Genomic DNA, 16,199 nt, shown 5'->3' on the forward strand with positions numbered 1-16,199 from the left:
ATAGGCACATATCCGAAACGAGACACACCAATGAGTAGCGCCATGCCCCACGGTCCCCATCAACCATCCTCCATGATTGTGGTTGCTCCCAACAGGAACCAGTCCATCATGGTTGCCAGCATCATTATCATGACGATCCTCGTGATAGTGACCGTAGGATTGTTGCTGTGGATCCTCGTAAGTGGCAGGGCAGCTACCCACCAGGAGCACGATTCGGTACTGCTCCAAAACCAAGAGATGGCCACTACCTCAGCGGACCAGGCCCCACCACGGACGGTTCCGGTGCCGGCAGCCCCTGTTGAGGTGTCGACAAGCACAAATAGTGGGGGAAACGCGCCGGAACGAAGCTACGACAGTCTCACTGTTGCGGCCACGCGGTGCGGCAGCTACGACTATGCGGGCATGGCGGACTATTACGGCAGCTACGTGTCGGTATGCCGGTCGGGTTCGAAATATCTTTACCGGGCACATACCGAGAACGGTGACTTGGAATTACCTGCCTCCAAAGTCGGTTCCGGCCACTACATAGTAGGCGCTGATCCCCACATGATTACGGTCCATGAGGGGATCGTCACGGTCACGGATTCCAATGGGGACATCGTTCGTACCATCCCCCTTTACGACTGGAAATACGAATACTCAAAATATTCAGGATAGAAAAATAATGAATAACCCATACAACTACTCCAACCCTAACCCCAACCGGCCCCGGCGCCCATACGAACCATTACCCCAACAATCACAGCAACCGCAGCGGCCACAACAACCACAACCCCAGCAGCGCCCGCAACAACCCCGGCCCTGGCCACCACAATATCCACAACAGTCTTGGCCACCCCAACCACCACAACAAGTATGGCGGCCACCGCAAAACCCGCCGCCGCAACGCCAACAACCCCCGCAGCAGGTTCCGCAGCGGCCGCAACAATCACAACCCCCACAGCGGCCGCAACCCTCGCAACGGTCGCAGTCATTACCCCGCCCACAGCAGGCTCCGCAACAGATTCCGCAGCGCCCGCCGCAGCAACCAGCCCAACCGGTTCGTGGGGGCTACCCACTCCAGCCGCAACCCCCGCTGCCCCAAACCCAACAGTTGCAACGACCCCCGGGGCCGCGGCAATCTGCAGGTTTCCAACAACTCATCCAACAGATAGAACACCAGCTTTTACAGGCGAAAGGCCAGCTAGCCCAATGGTTCGTGCGTGGAAAACGCTACCTGTCATCAGATGCGAAACCTAAACTCACCCAACAACTGTCGCGCGGAAAACCCTACCTTGAGCGACAACAACTCCGGGTAAAAACCGCGTGGTCCGCCCTTTCAACCAAACTGCAGGGCATGCTCCGGCCGGCCACCTACGTTGGAGGCGGAATGGTGGCGGCCATGGTGCTACTCATTATCCTTGGGACATTACTAGATAACACACCAAGCAGCTCCACCGCGAAATCATCTGGCTACACCTATGACGACATCACCATCCCCGCCACTTGGTGCGACAACGATAACTATGTTTATGCCGCAACAAACGGCAAGGACTACCTATCTGTGTGCAAAACCGACTCTGGGTATTTATTCCAAGCCCTGTCGGATGATGGTCTCACCGAAGGGGAGGCCAAAAAGGTGGACTCCTCCTATGTGGTCAACACTGAAAACCATGTTGCCGTTTTGGAAAAGGACACCATGACCATTACGGACACCAACGGTAACGTGCAGTCGGTTGTTTCGCTCAACCGTTGGCTCTCCAAATAACGGTCATGCTTTTGACGTGGTCTAGGTGATATACACCACCGCATTAATGCCACCGGTGCAGGTCACATACTGGCTGTTATCGGTGCAGTTCATCTCGTAAAGCTGCCCGGTCACCGGGGAAACAACATGCAGCGTCTGCGTCGTGGACTTAGACAACTGGTATTGGATCAAGAACGACTTCTGTACCTCGGAAGCGAACTCGCTACTGGTGACCGATGAGCCCACATATGCGTTCTCGAATTTTCCGCCTGGCGAATTGCTCCACGCGCTCGCATTCGCCGGAACCGCCCCGGCCGGCAACGCCGGGGATGTTGGCCGATTCACCTTCGTCGGCGCGGTGGTCCGACCCTGATTATCAGGCACCACCCGATTCTGATTCTCCGATGCGCTGTTCGACGTATTCGAACCCAAGAACGGGATATTAATAACCCCCGTGAGATGCAGCACAACAGGAACGCAGATAAGCAGCAGAATTGTCATCACTACCAGGAGTGCAATCAACAACCCGTGTACGGAATTATTGGATTGGGGCGGGGTCATCTGCGCCTGCTGATACTGTGGCTGATACTGTGGCTGCTGATAATCTGGGGAATATTGCTGCATGTTTGGTCCCTGGGAATACTGTTGTTGGAAGTATGGGCCCTGCTGCGGGGGCTGGGTAGGCTGCGACGGGGGGACAGTCATTGCGGAACTGTCCGATACTCTTTCAAACGAATCTGTATGGTACGAACGCTCCACGGATTGCGAATCATCGGCAAAACTATCATCAGCCCCTGCAGCATCATATTCCTCATCCTCAACCCGAGGAAACTGAGTGGTTTCCGCAGCCGATGGTGATGACGGCGTCTGACTGTGAGCCGAAGACGCATCATCAGGGTCTGGCGGGTACTGGCTTGCCGGGCCGGCAAGCGACTGCGACTTTTCTGACATAAAACTGAACCTAACCTATAATTTGGTCGATATTCTTAGGTCATGCCACTAAAGAAGTAACAAGCACCCTCAAGATACCAACGACTCGGGGGTAACAGAAATGGGGTAGTAAAACCACAAGATAGTGTATGTGCTTATTGTGTCACAAAAACTCATGCCTGCAAATACTTAGCCGCCAAACTTAATGCATACTGCCCACTTTGATAATTATCGGCTACCACCATTACCGCAATCCCATATGGCTTTGGCCCCGGCATGAGCCCGAATTGCCGCACTACATAGCCATTTTCTGGCTCCGGGCCCCAGCCGCCCTTAAAGACCGCGCCGGGAATAGTGCCTAGCCCATACCGTTGATCGGCGGCGATATTGCTCATGGCTACGAGTACGTCGCTGCCGCCGGCGATGGTGCTCATGTGTTCCGCGAAACCGGCCTGGTCGATGAGTCGCCATTGTGTTTGACCGAAGGCTGAAAAGCCTGGCCGTAAAACTTGTGACTGCGTGTGGGTCGTAGCGTCCCCACCATCACGTAATACCTGGTCGGTGGCACTTGCCGCGGTAGTGGGGGAGCCCAATGATTCCCATAATGATGCGGCAGCCTGATTATCGCTGGCGGTAATAGCCGCCCACATGTTCGATTGTGTGATAGCAGAATTATTCCGTAACGCCGCGATTGCTACTGGTACCTTTGCCGTGGACCATGCTGGGCCCGTGCTGATTGATCCCGCCGCTTCGGTGCTGGTGGCAATGCCGATCTTAGCGCCCGTTTGCTGTTCCACCTGCGTCACAATTGTTTGCAGCTTATCGACGTTCGGGCTTGTAGGTCCCGGCGCGGGTAATGGCGTATCCGGTTGTGTGACAATCGGCGTGGTAGGGGTTGCAGGTTGCGGTGGGCGTGTGGGCAGGGCGCAACTGGTTACGCCTATCACAATGGTTGGTATGAGCAACACGGTGAGGAGGGCACGACGCATGGCTTAATCATAAACGTGCGGGCGTCGAAAAGCTGGTTAATGACGCTGTTGCGCCAACATCTCGTGGCGGAAATCGTCGATCACCGACGTTAATTCCTCTAGATCATCGCGGGTGAACCGGTAGTTCATTGCCGCATCCTCCTCGTCTGCGGCCATATTCGCCTCCATGACGGTGATATGTCGCCATAACTGCTGGGCCCGTATGTGATCGCCTAGTTTGCGCAAGGCCCCCCACTGCCAGCGGTAGCCGCCTATAACATCGGCATTATTGCCGGTCATGAGCCCGTGTGCCACGCGCCGCACCCCCAAAAAATACTGCATTTGCGCGTGCGACAGCGTGAATGGAAACAGTTCGGGATTCTCCTGCTCGAACAGGTCGTGGGTGCGTTGGTACCCCAAATACACTTTGAGACGCTGCAATTCTGATCCAAAATCGGCCCGCACTCTATGTGGGAGCCGATCCGGGTCAACAAACGCCAAAAACAGTTGCCGACCCACAGGATCATCGGGGTAGTCTGCCCCAGGTAGTGTGGGAAACTCTGTGCCCAAAATGGCATCAAGATGGCTGGTCATGGGTTCAATACTAGAGATTATTTGCTTCGGTGGCCGGGCGGTGGTCACCAATGGGGGTTCGCATTATTGCATGCTCAACCACCGTATGGGGGACTCAATCGTGATATGTAGTGCCCGAATGTGTGGTTTTTCACCCATAAATACTCTAACGCTCGTGGCTTGTTGCTGGCATAATTGAATTCGGTACGTCACTGACCCCCAATATGGGTAGTGACTGTCACAATCAGTTTTCGGTTTCCGCCGAAATAACAATCTCTTTGGAGGATGATATATGCCAATCGCAACCCCTGAGGTCTATAACGAGATGCTCGATAAGGCAAAGAAAGGTGGTTTTGCCTTCCCAGCTATCAACTGCACCTCCTCAGAAACCATTAACGCCGCACTTCGTGGTTTTGCCGAGGCAGAATCCGACGGCATCATTCAATTCTCGACTGGTGGTGCTGAATTCGGCTCCGGCCTTTCGGTGAAGAACAAGGTAGCTGGTGCTTGTGCCCTAGCAGCCTTCGCCTACGAAGCTGCCAAGCACTACAACATTAACATTGCTCTACACACCGACCACTGCCAAAAGCATGTGCTTGATGAGTATGTTCGTCCGCTCATCGCCATTTCCCAAGAGCGAGTCGACCAGGGTTTGCCCCCGCTATTCCAGTCCCACATGTGGGACGGCAGCGCCATTCCGATTGATGAAAACCTGGTCATCGCCCAAGAACTCCTGGAGAAGGCCCACAAGGCCCATATCATCCTCGAAGTGGAAATCGGCGTTGTCGGTGGTGAGGAAGATGGCGTGACTGCTCACGCTGGCGCTAACTTCTACACCTCCCCGAAGGACTTCGAAAAGACCATTGATGCCATCGGCACCGGGGAAAAGGGCCGCTACCTGCTGGCCGCTACTTTCGGTAACGTCCACGGCGTGTATAAGCCCGGCAATGTGAAGCTACGTCCCGAAGTGCTCCTTGAAGGCCAAAAGGTAGGCCGCGCCAAGCTCGGTCTCCCCGACGATGCTCTGCCCTTCGACTTTGTCTTCCACGGCGGCTCCGGCTCCGAGAAGGAGAAGATCGAAGAATCCCTCGGCTATGGTGTCATCAAGATGAACGTGGACACCGACACCCAGTACGCCTTCACCCGGCCCGTCGCCGGCCACATGTTCACCAACTACGATGGTGTGCTCAAGATTGACGGTGAAGTGGGCAATAAGAAGGCCTACGATCCGCGTTCCTACATGAAGCTTGCCGAGCAGGGCATGGCTGACCGTGTGGTCGAAGCCTGCACTGACCTGCACTCCATTGGGAGCACCCTCAACAAGTAACATAATGTGACGGTTTCTGACCAGCACCTTTCGGCGCCACCACACATAGGTTGTGGTGGCGCTTTGATCGTCGATAAGATAATAAAAACCTATACTTTATGTCTTTTTACTGACTCTCACCAGGACCCATGCCGAACCCAGTACCCAAACAAGCCAGCTACGCCAAATCCCGCATCCATGAGGGGTGGATGCGACTGCAAACTAAATGGTTTTACATCCTCCAAGTCGCCATTGCCGCCGGTGCTGCCTACTGGGCTGCCCATGTTGTATTCGGGCACGACATTCCCTTCTTCGCCCCCATGGCCACCATTATTGTGCTCTCCACCACCGGTGGTGAACGCTTTCGACGCTCCGTCGAGCTCGTGGTCGGCGTCAGCCTTGGGGTGGGGCTCGGTGATCTCATCATCGCCAACATTGGTAGTGGGACGTGGCAGATAGCCGTCGCCGTTGGCATCGCCATCGCCCTCGGGACCTTTATCGACCGCAGCGTGCTCCTCGCCAATCAGGCGGGTTTCGCCTCCGTGCTGGTAGCCACCATATCCCCACCCGGCAGTGCGGACGGAATCGAACGCATGACCGACGCCTTTATCGGTGGTGTGGTCGGGCTCATCGTTATCGGACTCTTCCCCGAATCCCCCCTGCGGGCCGGCCGGCGGGAAATCGCCCGACTCATGGGCATTACCTCCAATGTGCTCCGGGATGTGGCCGCTGCCCTCCACAGTGGCGACATCATCGTGATCCGTCATGCTCTCCAGAACGTTCGCGGTACCCAAGGCCGCATCAATAACATGATTGCCGCAACAAAAACGGGGGAAGAAAACCTGTCCGTTAGTCCCATCTTGTGGCGGCAACGCGGCAAGATTCGATCTCTGAAACGCATACTGCACCCCGTTGATAATGCCATCCGTAACACCCGGGTGCTCGCTCGTCGCGCGCTTGTGCTCTCCGAAGACAACGACACGGTTTCCGAAGAACAAATCGCCATCATCTCCGAACTCTCCGACATCGCAGCGGAATTAGAACGCTTGTTTGAGGGTGTGGATCGGGGGCATGAGGTCATGCCACAACTCATTAACCGACTCCGTAAACTGGGCAGCCGCGTTGGCCTAGAAATCGCCGAAGGGCGCGTGCTCTCCGCGCAGGTCATCCTGGGCCAATCCCGATCCATCATCGTGGACCTGCTGCAAATCTGTGGCCTATCGCGGAAATCGGCTGCGGCGGTACTGCGCCCCACCTCGCAGCACCCGGCCCAACCCCCAGAAATCTGGGATATGGATATCGAAGACTAGTCGTTAATACCCAAGGGGCATAGGGCTACCACTGGGAATACTGGTAGCGCCCGGAATATTGGAGATACCTTGGAGCGTCGAATGGATCATGCTCATGAGAAACGCAAACCAGCTGAGGAACGCTATGAACGCGATCACCGCAACAATGACCTGGATGATGATAGCCCATATGCCGAACTTCTTGGCCCGCTGCGCCGTATCAAGGGCACCGTTGTAGTCGCCGACAGCCCACAGAACATCCACCCGTGACGATAAAAGAATTGCGGCGAGGGCCAGCGGGAAAAACCCGAAAATACAGGAGAGCACGGACAACACTAGGTAATCATTCGGTTTGCCCGACATTGGGGCTTGCCGGGAGGCACCCTGGAGCGGGAGGCTTGTCGCACCCGTACCATAGTTGGAGTCGAAACCCGGCTGATAACTGTTGGTCATGAGATCACACTCGCCTTCGAGTAGAAGTTATTGGTCACATGTGAAAGCCATAGGACGAATGATTTGTTCCCGGCCATATTTTTGGTTCACATAGTTCGGATTGTATTCCGTGATACGGACATGAAGAAGCTTATTCAGCCGCTGGGAAAACTCATCCACAGAAACAGGTAGAAAATCAGAAAGAAAATGCTATCTAGCTTGGTTTTCCTTACCTGCAGAGACTAGTCATGTTTGGGAACGTTGAATAAGCTTCTAGATGCGACAGGGATGTTATTACCCCCAATATGATTGAATCATTGACTTCTCAGGTAGCATTTGCCAAACTTCATAAATGTATAGGGGATACCAATTGAATATGAAATAAGAACGTGAGTATTTTTCATGAAATCGCTAAATAAAAAACTAGTTTCGGTTGTCGCATCTGTGGTCATTGCGATGGGGGTGATGGCACCTGCCGCACATGCGCAAGATCCCACCGGATCCACTGGGCGGTGCGGAACATTAATTGTTCTTCCGCGGGTGTTGGCACAGCTAAGCATGGATTATATGTATGCGTTATTTGTCGCTTTTGAGGTTTTAAGTGGTTACAAGAGTTTTTATGATAAAGAAGCTGATTTGCTTCCCGAACAAGCTCGCAATGCTCCCCGTTGGTTCCGGGAAAGCGTAACAACAATACCATTTATGGACGAAGCTACGCGGGAACGCCTCTATAGTCAGTATTGTTTGTAAAACCTTAACCCCAGCTCTCAATAAGTTTCATTTTTCAGAAGATCGGCGTGAGCTTCATTGTTCTTGATCGAAATTTCGATACCTCAGATGGGAGTGTTTCACCATGTCGTGGTTGCCTGTGGGTGATGGTGTTGTTGATGAGCGTGGGGTGTTGGAGTTTTTTGAGGAGGTTGATCCGGAGGATATCCAGGTGAGGGTGGTGATTCCTAAGGGGTTGAAGTGGCCGGTGTCACCGGTGTTAGCTTCGGTGCTTGTGACGTCGTTGAAACTTCTGGTCGAGAACGGGAAAATTGGTTTAGCTAGGGTAATTGAGGATTTTGATCGGGGGGATGTTTTTGATTTTTTAGGTATTGCGCCGCGGGAGTTGAATGCGTATGTGGCGGAGGGGAAGTTACATCGGGCTGCTGATGAAATAGATGATGAAATTTATTTTCGTGAGGAGTTGTTGGTGTTGCGGCGTGAGCGGCTTGTTGAGGTGGCGCCAGTGACGAATCTTCGGGTTTTAAGTGTTTATGCGTCTCGTGGTTTGGGGGCTTATGGTGGGGATGTGGTGGCGTTTGGTCGTGATGTGTTTGAGTGGGTGGTGCTTCCTGCTGATGGTTCGGTGGTGAATATGCCGATTTTGCGGAGGAATATGGAGTATCACGAGGAGCGGTTTGGGGATTGTCGGGTGGAGGTGACGACTCCGCGGGGTGAGGTGCCGATGTCTTCGGTGTTGTGTGAGTGTTTGCGTCGGGTGTTGTGGTCGGTGTTGCGTAATGGGATGGTTGAGGTTGCGGGGGTGCCGCGGTTTGTGGCGATGTTTGATGCGCAGGTGCTTGCTTCGACGACGGAGAAGGGTGTGGAGGAATTGGTTGCTTGTGGTGAGGTGGGGGTGAGGTGGGTTGATGGGAAGCGTCGGTTTGATCGGGAGGATTTGCTTGCGAGTGCTCGTCGGGAGCGGCAACGTCAGCATGATGCGTATGAGCGGTTGCGGCAGTTTGACTTGGATCATCCAGAGGTATGGCAAACGTATTTCAATCCTCAATATGGTGCCGATTCCGAAACCACAGAAGAAACCTAAATCAGGGCTGAACCACCTGAGCATCCCGCAAATGGCGGTAAAACGTGACCCGCTCCACCGGTCGTTTCCGGGACACGCCATCCACCATCACCCGCAACGACTCGCCGCCAGCCTGCAACGCCCGGCCCACCAGCCGGGAGCCTTCGGCAATCGAACCGTACTCGTTTTCGAACCGGCCAAACAAGCCCCGGCGCATCGGCATCACCGGGGTGTCCAACACAAACCCGGCCAACCCGGGCGCATCCACCAATGGCTGCACCCGGGCCCCAAAAACCCCGGTGCGGGGAATCCGCCGACCAGACTGGTGACGAGCTAAAACATCATCATCAACAATGATTTCGGCGGTGAGCTCCCGATTCTCCCAATCCGAAACCGAAGCCCGGCCCGCCACAGCAGTGGCGGCATCATCCCGAATAAGCGGCAGCGGCCGCACTCGGCCAGAGGCCGCACAATCGAACTGCTCTTCGATACTCAGATTGGTAATGCCCCAATAGTCGGCGGTGGGGGAGTCACCAGTGGTGGGGACGAATCCCACCTCCACCCACATTGTGTCGGCCCGCATGAGCCGGGTCAGCACCGCCGACAAGGCCGCATCCGAGCCGACAACAACCACCCGGAGCGGGTCACTAATCGGCTGGGGGGCATATTGGGGGGTACCCAAATGGGCCACATCGGGTTGGGCTGCGATCTCCGCCAAACTGGGGGTCGGGTCCTCCGGCAACACCTCGGCGGCCAGTGAGTCCAGGGCTTTCAACTCCTGGCGAGTGGGTACGGCACCGACGTCGATAAGCTGTGTGGACGGGGAGACCGCAATATCAGTGCCGCAGCGCAGCACCACTAGTCGCATTACTGGGCGAACCGGGTATCGGGGAACTTCTTATCCAGCGACTCAAAGAAACTCATGGAGGTAGCAATACCGCAGTCGAGGGATTGTTTGAGCTGCAAATCGCTGACCCCGTATTCCATGTCAATGTTCAGCTCGGTACGCACCCGCACCGCACCGGCGTCGTCCACCGTGACATAGGTCTTCGGCCACAGCTTATCGCGGTTCCAATCATTACACAGATCCACGAGGCGATCACGCATCTCGATCGGCGCGGTGACCTGCCAAGCACCCCGCACCACCAGGATTTCCCGCTTCTCGCCGGTGGCCAGCAGCACAAACCCATTGCCGTCAAAGTTGATGAACACGTCACCATCATCGTCACGGTTAAACATCAGTTCTTTTGCCCGTAAATAGGCGGCGATCCGGTCGGCCGACAACGGCTGCACAACATCTTCCCCAGAGGTGGGAATGATCCGCTCCACGCGGCCGGAAATGCTGGGGTTGTTTTCGCTCTGGTCGTTTTGGTCAGTCATGTGTAGTCCTTCAAGAGTCTTGTTGTGATTCACCATGGTGCAACAGGAATTTTTACCATGGAGGAGGCGTAATAAATATACCGGAAATATCCCTGATTAATTTTAGGGGAATTTTCCGATAACCGGTATTACGCAAACCCGGTTAAGGGTAAGGATTCCGGGTGAAAGATTGTTCAAACGTACTTTCCAGTGAGACTTTACCCTTCTTTGACTTCACTACCAGTCCCGTCTTCGTGATATCAATCGTGGCATCGTCATTAACAATCTGAAACGTGCCGGTATCGGTGTCGCTGGAGGTCACCTCTTTGCGGTAAATTTCCGGCATATAGTCGTGCGTGTAATACAGCTTGCCGGACTCCGCGGACTCGCAAATGAGAACATGCTTTCCACCGGTCGAAATCGACGCAAACTTCCACTTGTCGTTGGCTAAACAGCCCAGCGAATTAAACCCGGTCGCTTTTAGCCCCGCATCCGACACAAGTTTGCGGTACGCTTCCTCCTCCGCCGATACCGAGGTAGTTGTGGGGGTGGTGCTGCTTGCCGACGTCGAAGTCGAAGAGGTGGTTGTTGCCGATGTTGCGCTCGTGCTTGTCGACGTCGCAACGCTTGTCGACGTTGTTGGCACCGCCACCGGCGTTGGTGGGGCGGCTGCCTGGGTGCGGTGCTGCATCAATAACACCACCACGACGGCGGCCAAGGCCACAATGGTGAGAATCAGAAAAATAATCACCGCAATGAGCGCACCCCGGCCGCGGCGTTTCTTCTTCGGCGAAGGCGGGGGTGTGGGGGGCGCTACCGGCTCAACCGGGATGGTGGGGTCGGGCGGCGGCTGTGACTGTTGCGATTGCTGATAGTGGGCGTGAATCACCGACTCATCAATCTGGCCGAACTCGGCGGTCGGGGGCGTGGATTCCACCGGCTGAACTGGGGGAATCCGACCATCGTCGCCATATCGACCGTAGCGGCTATAAATATCGTCGTAAATGTTTTTAGGCTTATCTCTGTCATCGGACATCTATCAACATCTCTCATGAAAAACTCTGCTACTACTTATGCAGGCTACTGCATTTTCCAGTTTGCCCGTCGAAAAGCAGGTGTAGAACGGGCCAAGCAAGGTAGAATGATGCAACGTCTTCACTGGATATAAGTTAAGGACGTGTTACTTTCATGGCAGCAATTGTCATTGTCGGTGCCCAATGGGGCGACGAGGGTAAAGGGAAAGCCACCGACATCCTCGGCGGCTTAGTCGACTATGTGGTCAAACCCAACGGTGGCAATAACGCCGGGCACACGGTAGTTGTCGGCGGCGAAAAATACGAGCTCAAACTGCTTCCCGCCGGCGTGCTCTCCGAAAACGCCACCCCCATTCTCGGCAACGGTGTGGTCATTAATCTCGAAGCCTTGTTTGCCGAAATTGATGGGCTCACCAGCCGCGGCGCCGACGCCTCCCGGCTGCGGATCTCCGCCAATGCCCACCTGGTTGCCCCCTACCATCAGGTACTCGACCGGGTGCAAGAGCGATTCCTCGGCAAACGCGCCATCGGCACCACTGGCCGCGGCATCGGGCCCGCCTACGCGGACAAAGTATCCCGCGTGGGCATTCGCGTCCAAGACATTTTCGACGAATCCATTCTGCGGCAAAAAATCGAATCCGCCCTGGACGTGAAAAACCAAATCCTGGTGAAACTCTATAACCGGCAGGCCATTGACGTGGAAGAAACCGTCCAATACTTCCTCAGCTACGCCGACCGACTGCGCCCCATGGTCATCGACGCGGAACTCGTACTCAATCAGGCCCTGGACGCTGGGAAACACGTGCTCATGGAGGGCGGCCAAGCCACCATGCTCGACGTGGACCACGGCACCTACCCCTTTGTGACCTCCTCTAACCCGACCGCCGGCGGCGCCTGCGTCGGCTCCGGGGTGGGCCCCACCCGCATCACCAGCTCCCTCGGGATCATGAAGGCCTACACCACCCGGGTGGGGGCCGGCCCATTCCCCACCGAACTCTTCGACAAATGGGGCGAATTCTTGCAGGCCACCGGCGGGGAAATCGGGGTGAACACCGGGCGGAAACGCCGCTGCGGCTGGTACGACTCGGTCATCGCCCGCTACGCATCCCGGGTCAATGGGTTCACCGACCTCTTCCTCACCAAACTGGACGTGCTCACCGGCATTGGGGAAATCCCCATCTGCGTGGCCTATGACGTGGACGGGGTGCGGCACGACGAGATGCCGCTCACCCAATCGGAATTCCACCACGCCGTGCCCATCTACGAAACCATGCCCGCCTGGGACGAAGACATCACCGGGTGCCGCAGCTTCGCGGACCTGCCGGAAAAAGCCCAAGACTACGTGCGGCGCCTCGAAGAACTCTCCGGGTGCCGAATCTCCTACATCGGGGTTGGGCCGGGGCGGGACCAAACAATCGTGCTTCACGACGTCATGGCCTAACCGATTCGCGCGCCGGCGGAGCAGGGCTTCTGGCCGGAGCACTCGACCGGGATCTGGTCGCACTTATCCTACATTAAGCAGCAATTCTGCTGAATAACCTGGGGTGATTCCGGGGGCGAATGGGGTAATAGCTAGGAAAAACCCACGCGGAAAGCTTAAAATTGCAATCAAATATTCAGCTGACTGTAAGAGTGTGGGATTGTGGTTTTAGAAAAGCTTTCCTTAGACCCGGTCATCGTGGGAACCCTATCGGTGGTGGCCGTCGCCGTGCTATGGCTCATGGGGGTGCGCGGCGCCGACCTGGCCGCCGCCGGCATCCTCATTGTGGGGGTGATGACCCTCTTCGGCGATCGCTATCCCATCATGCGAGTCGCGGTCCTCGTCGGATCCGTCGTCGTATTCATAGCAATCATGACCGGGGTCATTCCCAAGACAGTTCCGCCGCTCATACTGTTATCCGCGGTGCTGCCCTGCGTGGTATTGGTATACTCGCGGCCACTCTATTCGAATGAGGATACGGAATCAGCCGACGATATGGAGGAGGCAATTTGGTAAGAACCAGGAAAACATCGCCAAGCAAAAGCTAGAATAGCATGTATGTATACTCCGCAAACGATTGGGACACCACTCACCCAGGGGGCCCTGCGCGTCATGCTATTAGGGTCGGGGGAGCTGGGGAAAGAGGTGGCAATAGCCTTTCAACGACTTGGCGTCGAAGTGCATGCAGTCGACCGATACGAAAACGCCCCCGCCCACCAAGTCGCCCACTTCGCCTATAAAGTTGACCTGACCGACGGAAAAGCCGTTGCGGAGCTTGTGGACTATATTGACCCACATTTCATCGTGCCCGAAATCGAAGAAATCGCCACCGCTACCCTGGTGGAATTAGAAGATTCCGGGCGCACCGTCGTCCCCACCGCCCGAGCCACCCGACTCACAATGAATCGCCAACGCATTCGAAAACTAGCGGCCGTGGAACTGGGATTGCCCGTCGCTGCCTACTGGTTTGCCGACGATTTTGACGATTTCCGGGCCGCTATCCGCCACGCGGGTTTCCCCTGCATAGTCAAACCCATTATGAGCACCTCTGGTAGAGGACAAACCGTAGTCCGCAGCGAAGACGACGTGCTACTGGCCTGGGAAACCGCCCAAACCGGGGGTCGACCCGAACGAGTAATCGTCGAACGCTTTATCGACTTCGACTTCGAAATCACCCTTCTGGTGGTGCGCTCCATTGATCCCACCACCGGCGAACTCGCCACCTGGTTCTGCGAACCCATCGGCCACCGCCAAGACGCCAGCGGCTATGTGGAATCCTGGCAGCCCATGCCGCTCTCACCCGCTGCCCTCGACTCGGCTAGGTCCATCGCCGCCCGCATCACCAATGCCCTCGGCGGCCGCGGCGTATTCGGCGTGGAACTCTTTATCTCCGGGGACGAAGTGTATTTCTCCGAAGTATCCCCCCACCCCCACGACACCGGCATGGTGACATTAAGCACCCAACGGGTCGACGAATTCGCCCTCCATGCGCGGGCAATCCTCGGGCTTCCCATCGACGTGACTTGCATTTCCCCCGGCGCCTCGGCGGTCATCCATGGTGGCACCGACGCGACCGGCCCCCACTACAGCGGGTTGGCGTCGGCGCTTGCGGTGCCGGAAACCGACGTGCGGCTCTTCGGCAAGCCCGAATCGTTCGCCATGCGACGTATGGGGGTGGCGATCTCGACGGCGGAAGACGTGGTCACCGCCCGGAAGCGGGCCACCGAAGCGGCCAGCTATGTGCACGTGTCCGGCCGGCCTGTAGACCGATCCGTCCCCTCCTAGTCGTGGCTTTGGTGGCGGGCGTGGACCACCATGTCCTCCCACTCCACAATCTTCTTCCGCTCCCGGCCCTCGGGGGCGCCCAACTCCCGCTCCGCATTATCCAGGCGATGCCACCCCGCCCACGTGGTGTAGTCCACATCGTGGTCGGTGAGGTAGGTGATGATATCCGATGGGTCGGGGTGTAGCGGTTCCGGCAGGTTGCCGGCATCATAGTCGGCCAGGAGCATTTCGATCGTTTCCTTGGCGTCGGATTTGGTGTTGCCGATGAGCCCGACCGGGCCGCGCTTGATCCACCCGGTGGCATATAGGCCCGGGATGGGGTTGCCGGAGTCGTCGAGAACGTGGCCGCCGTCATTGGGTATAACGGCCTTGGCTTGGTCGAATGGGACCTCTGGGACTGGATCCGACCGGTAGCCCACGGCCCGGTATACCGCCTGGACTGGCCACTCGGTGAATTTGCCGGTGCCGGTGACATTGCCGGTGCCATCTAACTCCATGCGTTCGGTGCGGAGCCCAACAACGTTGCCGTCTTCGCCCAGGATTTCGACCGGGCTTTCTAAGAAGTGGATGGTGAGTTTGTGGGGTGCGCCCTTGGGGTCGCGCATGGCGTATTGTTCCAGGGTTTGGCACACCAGGTCTTGGGATTTTGAGGCACGGCGGGCGTTGATGCTGGCTTCGTCGTAGTCGATGTCTTCCGGGTTGACGATGACTTCAATGGTGCGTGAGTGGTCGAGTTCTTTGAGTTCGAGTGGGGTGAATTTGGCTTGTGCTGGTCCGCGTCGTCCGAAGATGTGGATGTGGGTGGCTTGGTTGGTTTTGAGGGTTTGGTAGACGTTGTCGGGGATTTCGGTGGTGTGGAGTTCGTTGGCGGTTTTGGCGAGGATGCGGGAGATGTCGAGGGCGACGTTGCCGACGCCGATGATGGCAACATGGGTGGCGGTGAGGTTCCAGGTGCGGTGGAATCGGGGGTTGCCGTCGTAGAAGCCTACGAAGTCTGCTGCGCCGTAGGATCCGTTGAGGTTTTCGCCGGGGATGTCGAGGTCGCGGTCAGCAACAGCACCGGTGGCGAAGACGATAGCGTCGTAGTATTCGTGCAGCTTTTCGACGGTGATGGTGGTGCCGATCTCGATATTGCCGAGGAACCTCACGTTGGGTTTCTCCATGACGGCATGGAGGGAATTCACGATTCCTTTAATGCGGGGATGGTCGGGGGCGACGCCGTAGCGGATGAGGCCAAACGGTGCGGGCATCTGCTCAAACAGGTCGATTTCCACGGTGCGGCCGGACTTCATGAGTAAATCAGAGGCATAAATACCAGCAGGGCCAGAACCAATAACGGCTACCCGGAGGGGGCGGGAAGAATTCATCGAGATCCTTACGGGAAACGAGGTGGATGATACGTGTCGGCACTTAACTTTAGCTGGTTGACGAATAGATGATGAATCAAATGTCATTTGGCGCTTTTTCCGTCGCTAGTAGCGTCGAAAAGCAAGCCCGAAACCTGTACACTTATGGGGTGTCTCAC

Annotated in this window: 19 protein-coding genes; 9 read left to right on the top strand and 10 right to left on the bottom strand. The window is 56.3% G+C overall.

The window, feature by feature from the left end:
* Positions 1 to 42 precede the first annotated feature (42 nt).
* The gene (locus HBA49_RS00985) at positions 43 to 657 is read left to right on the top strand and encodes a hypothetical protein (protein ID WP_225866105.1); all 615 of its coding nucleotides are present in this window, start codon (positions 43 to 45) and stop codon (positions 655 to 657) included.
* Positions 658 to 692: 35 nt separating this feature from the next.
* Here the strand turns inward: HBA49_RS00985 and HBA49_RS00990 are convergent, their stop codons facing one another.
* Positions 693 to 974: a hypothetical protein gene (locus HBA49_RS00990; RefSeq protein WP_040431691.1), complete on the bottom strand. Its 282-nt coding sequence runs from the start codon at positions 972 to 974 to the stop codon at positions 693 to 695.
* Positions 974 to 1,159, bottom strand: a complete 186-nt coding sequence (locus tag HBA49_RS00995) for a hypothetical protein (RefSeq protein WP_005525147.1) — start codon at positions 1,157 to 1,159, stop codon at positions 974 to 976. Before HBA49_RS00995 ends, HBA49_RS00990 begins: the two co-directional genes overlap by 1 nt.
* Before the next feature lie 39 nt (positions 1,160 to 1,198).
* On the opposite strand from HBA49_RS00995, the gene HBA49_RS01000 reads away from it, so the two are divergent.
* Positions 1,199 to 1,747, top strand: a complete 549-nt coding sequence (locus HBA49_RS01000) for a hypothetical protein (RefSeq protein ID WP_112767199.1) — start codon at positions 1,199 to 1,201, stop codon at positions 1,745 to 1,747.
* A 21-nt stretch (positions 1,748 to 1,768) separates the two neighbouring features.
* Here the strand turns inward: HBA49_RS01000 and HBA49_RS01005 are convergent, their stop codons facing one another.
* The 3 genes from HBA49_RS01005 to HBA49_RS01015 all read right to left on the bottom strand — a co-directional run bounded on the left by HBA49_RS01005 (position 1,769) and on the right by HBA49_RS01015 (position 4,218).
* Positions 1,769 to 2,677 (bottom strand): hypothetical protein, encoded by a 909-nt coding sequence (locus tag HBA49_RS01005; RefSeq protein WP_005525473.1) that lies wholly within the window; start codon positions 2,675 to 2,677, stop codon positions 1,769 to 1,771.
* A gap of 152 nt (positions 2,678 to 2,829) precedes the next feature.
* Positions 2,830 to 3,645, bottom strand: a complete 816-nt coding sequence (locus HBA49_RS01010; RefSeq protein WP_005525043.1) for a hypothetical protein — start codon at positions 3,643 to 3,645, stop codon at positions 2,830 to 2,832.
* 36 nt (positions 3,646 to 3,681) lie between these two features.
* Positions 3,682 to 4,218, bottom strand: coding sequence for a hypothetical protein (locus HBA49_RS01015; protein ID WP_005522850.1), 537 nt, complete (start codon positions 4,216 to 4,218; stop codon positions 3,682 to 3,684).
* Between the two features lie 271 nt (positions 4,219 to 4,489).
* On the opposite strand from HBA49_RS01015, the gene fbaA reads away from it, so the two are divergent.
* Together fbaA and HBA49_RS01025 are read left to right on the top strand one after the other, a co-directional pair.
* The gene (gene fbaA / locus HBA49_RS01020; RefSeq protein ID WP_005522852.1) at positions 4,490 to 5,524 is read left to right on the top strand and encodes a class II fructose-bisphosphate aldolase; all 1,035 of its coding nucleotides are present in this window, start codon (positions 4,490 to 4,492) and stop codon (positions 5,522 to 5,524) included.
* A gap of 128 nt (positions 5,525 to 5,652) precedes the next feature.
* Positions 5,653 to 6,813: an FUSC family protein gene (locus HBA49_RS01025; protein ID WP_005525488.1), complete on the top strand. Its 1,161-nt coding sequence runs from the start codon at positions 5,653 to 5,655 to the stop codon at positions 6,811 to 6,813.
* A gap of 3 nt (positions 6,814 to 6,816) precedes the next feature.
* On the opposite strand, the gene HBA49_RS01030 is transcribed toward HBA49_RS01025, so the two are convergent.
* Positions 6,817 to 7,245 (bottom strand): CD225/dispanin family protein, encoded by a 429-nt coding sequence (locus HBA49_RS01030; RefSeq protein WP_005522855.1) that lies wholly within the window; start codon positions 7,243 to 7,245, stop codon positions 6,817 to 6,819.
* A 381-nt stretch (positions 7,246 to 7,626) separates the two neighbouring features.
* On the opposite strand from HBA49_RS01030, the gene HBA49_RS01035 reads away from it, so the two are divergent.
* A complete protein-coding gene (locus HBA49_RS01035) occupies positions 7,627 to 7,974 on the top strand; it encodes a hypothetical protein (RefSeq protein ID WP_146743668.1) in 348 nt (115 codons plus the stop codon).
* A gap of 103 nt (positions 7,975 to 8,077) precedes the next feature.
* Entirely contained in the window at positions 8,078 to 9,037 is a 960-nt protein-coding gene (locus HBA49_RS01040) for a hypothetical protein (protein ID WP_005524891.1), read from the top strand.
* A 1-nt stretch (position 9,038) separates the two neighbouring features.
* Here HBA49_RS01040 and HBA49_RS01045 read toward each other — a convergent pair whose 3' ends face one another.
* The 3 genes from HBA49_RS01045 to HBA49_RS01055 all read right to left on the bottom strand — a co-directional run bounded on the left by HBA49_RS01045 (position 9,039) and on the right by HBA49_RS01055 (position 11,411).
* Positions 9,039 to 9,884: a hypothetical protein gene (locus HBA49_RS01045; protein WP_005525268.1), complete on the bottom strand. Its 846-nt coding sequence runs from the start codon at positions 9,882 to 9,884 to the stop codon at positions 9,039 to 9,041.
* Positions 9,884 to 10,396 (bottom strand): type III secretion system chaperone family protein, encoded by a 513-nt coding sequence (locus HBA49_RS01050; RefSeq protein ID WP_005525455.1) that lies wholly within the window; start codon positions 10,394 to 10,396, stop codon positions 9,884 to 9,886. Before HBA49_RS01050 ends, HBA49_RS01045 begins: the two co-directional genes overlap by 1 nt.
* Positions 10,397 to 10,538: 142 nt before the next feature.
* Entirely contained in the window at positions 10,539 to 11,411 is an 873-nt protein-coding gene (locus HBA49_RS01055) for a hypothetical protein (RefSeq protein WP_005525389.1), read from the bottom strand.
* Positions 11,412 to 11,563: 152 nt separating this feature from the next.
* Here HBA49_RS01055 and HBA49_RS01060 point away from each other — a divergent pair, with 152 nt between their 5' ends.
* The 3 genes from HBA49_RS01060 (at position 11,564) to purT (ending at position 14,674) form a co-directional block, all read left to right on the top strand.
* The gene (locus HBA49_RS01060; RefSeq protein ID WP_005524843.1) at positions 11,564 to 12,850 is read left to right on the top strand and encodes an adenylosuccinate synthase; all 1,287 of its coding nucleotides are present in this window, start codon (positions 11,564 to 11,566) and stop codon (positions 12,848 to 12,850) included.
* Positions 12,851 to 13,051: 201 nt separating this feature from the next.
* Entirely contained in the window at positions 13,052 to 13,405 is a 354-nt protein-coding gene (locus tag HBA49_RS01065; RefSeq protein WP_005522863.1) for a hypothetical protein, read from the top strand.
* Between the two features lie 42 nt (positions 13,406 to 13,447).
* Entirely contained in the window at positions 13,448 to 14,674 is a 1,227-nt protein-coding gene (gene purT, locus HBA49_RS01070) for a formate-dependent phosphoribosylglycinamide formyltransferase (RefSeq protein ID WP_005522864.1), read from the top strand.
* On the opposite strand, the gene HBA49_RS01075 is transcribed toward purT, so the two are convergent.
* Entirely contained in the window at positions 14,671 to 16,041 is a 1,371-nt protein-coding gene (locus HBA49_RS01075; RefSeq protein WP_005525184.1) for an FAD-dependent oxidoreductase, read from the bottom strand. The genes purT and HBA49_RS01075 overlap by 4 nt on opposite strands.
* Between the last annotated feature and the right edge of the window lie 158 nt (positions 16,042 to 16,199).

The organism is Corynebacterium matruchotii (genome assembly GCF_011612265.2).
Classification (GTDB): domain Bacteria; phylum Actinomycetota; class Actinomycetes; order Mycobacteriales; family Mycobacteriaceae; genus Corynebacterium; species Corynebacterium matruchotii.

Bases quoted from the DNA above. Each gene is read 5' to 3' on its own strand.
- fbaA (WP_005522852.1), top strand. From the start codon at position 4,490: ATGCCAATCGCAACCCCTGAGGTCTATAACGAGATGCTCGATAAGGCA.
- HBA49_RS01060 (WP_005524843.1), top strand. From the start codon at position 11,564: ATGGCAGCAATTGTCATTGTCGGTGCCCAATGGGGCGACGAGGGTAAA.
- HBA49_RS01075 (WP_005525184.1), bottom strand. From the start codon at position 16,041: ATGAATTCTTCCCGCCCCCTCCGGGTAGCCGTTATTGGTTCTGGCCCT.
- purT (WP_005522864.1), top strand. From the start codon at position 13,448: ATGTATACTCCGCAAACGATTGGGACACCACTCACCCAGGGGGCCCTG.
- HBA49_RS00985 (WP_225866105.1), top strand. From the start codon at position 43: ATGCCCCACGGTCCCCATCAACCATCCTCCATGATTGTGGTTGCTCCC.
- HBA49_RS01025 (WP_005525488.1), top strand. From the start codon at position 5,653: ATGCCGAACCCAGTACCCAAACAAGCCAGCTACGCCAAATCCCGCATC.
- HBA49_RS01045 (WP_005525268.1), bottom strand. From the start codon at position 9,884: ATGCGACTAGTGGTGCTGCGCTGCGGCACTGATATTGCGGTCTCCCCG.
- HBA49_RS01005 (WP_005525473.1), bottom strand. From the start codon at position 2,677: ATGTCAGAAAAGTCGCAGTCGCTTGCCGGCCCGGCAAGCCAGTACCCG.
- HBA49_RS01055 (WP_005525389.1), bottom strand. From the start codon at position 11,411: ATGTCCGATGACAGAGATAAGCCTAAAAACATTTACGACGATATTTAT.
- HBA49_RS00990 (WP_040431691.1), bottom strand. From the start codon at position 974: ATGACTGCGACCGTTGCGAGGGTTGCGGCCGCTGTGGGGGTTGTGATT.
- HBA49_RS01040 (WP_005524891.1), top strand. From the start codon at position 8,078: ATGTCGTGGTTGCCTGTGGGTGATGGTGTTGTTGATGAGCGTGGGGTG.
- HBA49_RS01035 (WP_146743668.1), top strand. From the start codon at position 7,627: ATGAAATCGCTAAATAAAAAACTAGTTTCGGTTGTCGCATCTGTGGTC.
- HBA49_RS01050 (WP_005525455.1), bottom strand. From the start codon at position 10,396: ATGACTGACCAAAACGACCAGAGCGAAAACAACCCCAGCATTTCCGGC.
- HBA49_RS01030 (WP_005522855.1), bottom strand. From the start codon at position 7,245: ATGACCAACAGTTATCAGCCGGGTTTCGACTCCAACTATGGTACGGGT.
- HBA49_RS01015 (WP_005522850.1), bottom strand. From the start codon at position 4,218: ATGACCAGCCATCTTGATGCCATTTTGGGCACAGAGTTTCCCACACTA.
- HBA49_RS01010 (WP_005525043.1), bottom strand. From the start codon at position 3,645: ATGCGTCGTGCCCTCCTCACCGTGTTGCTCATACCAACCATTGTGATA.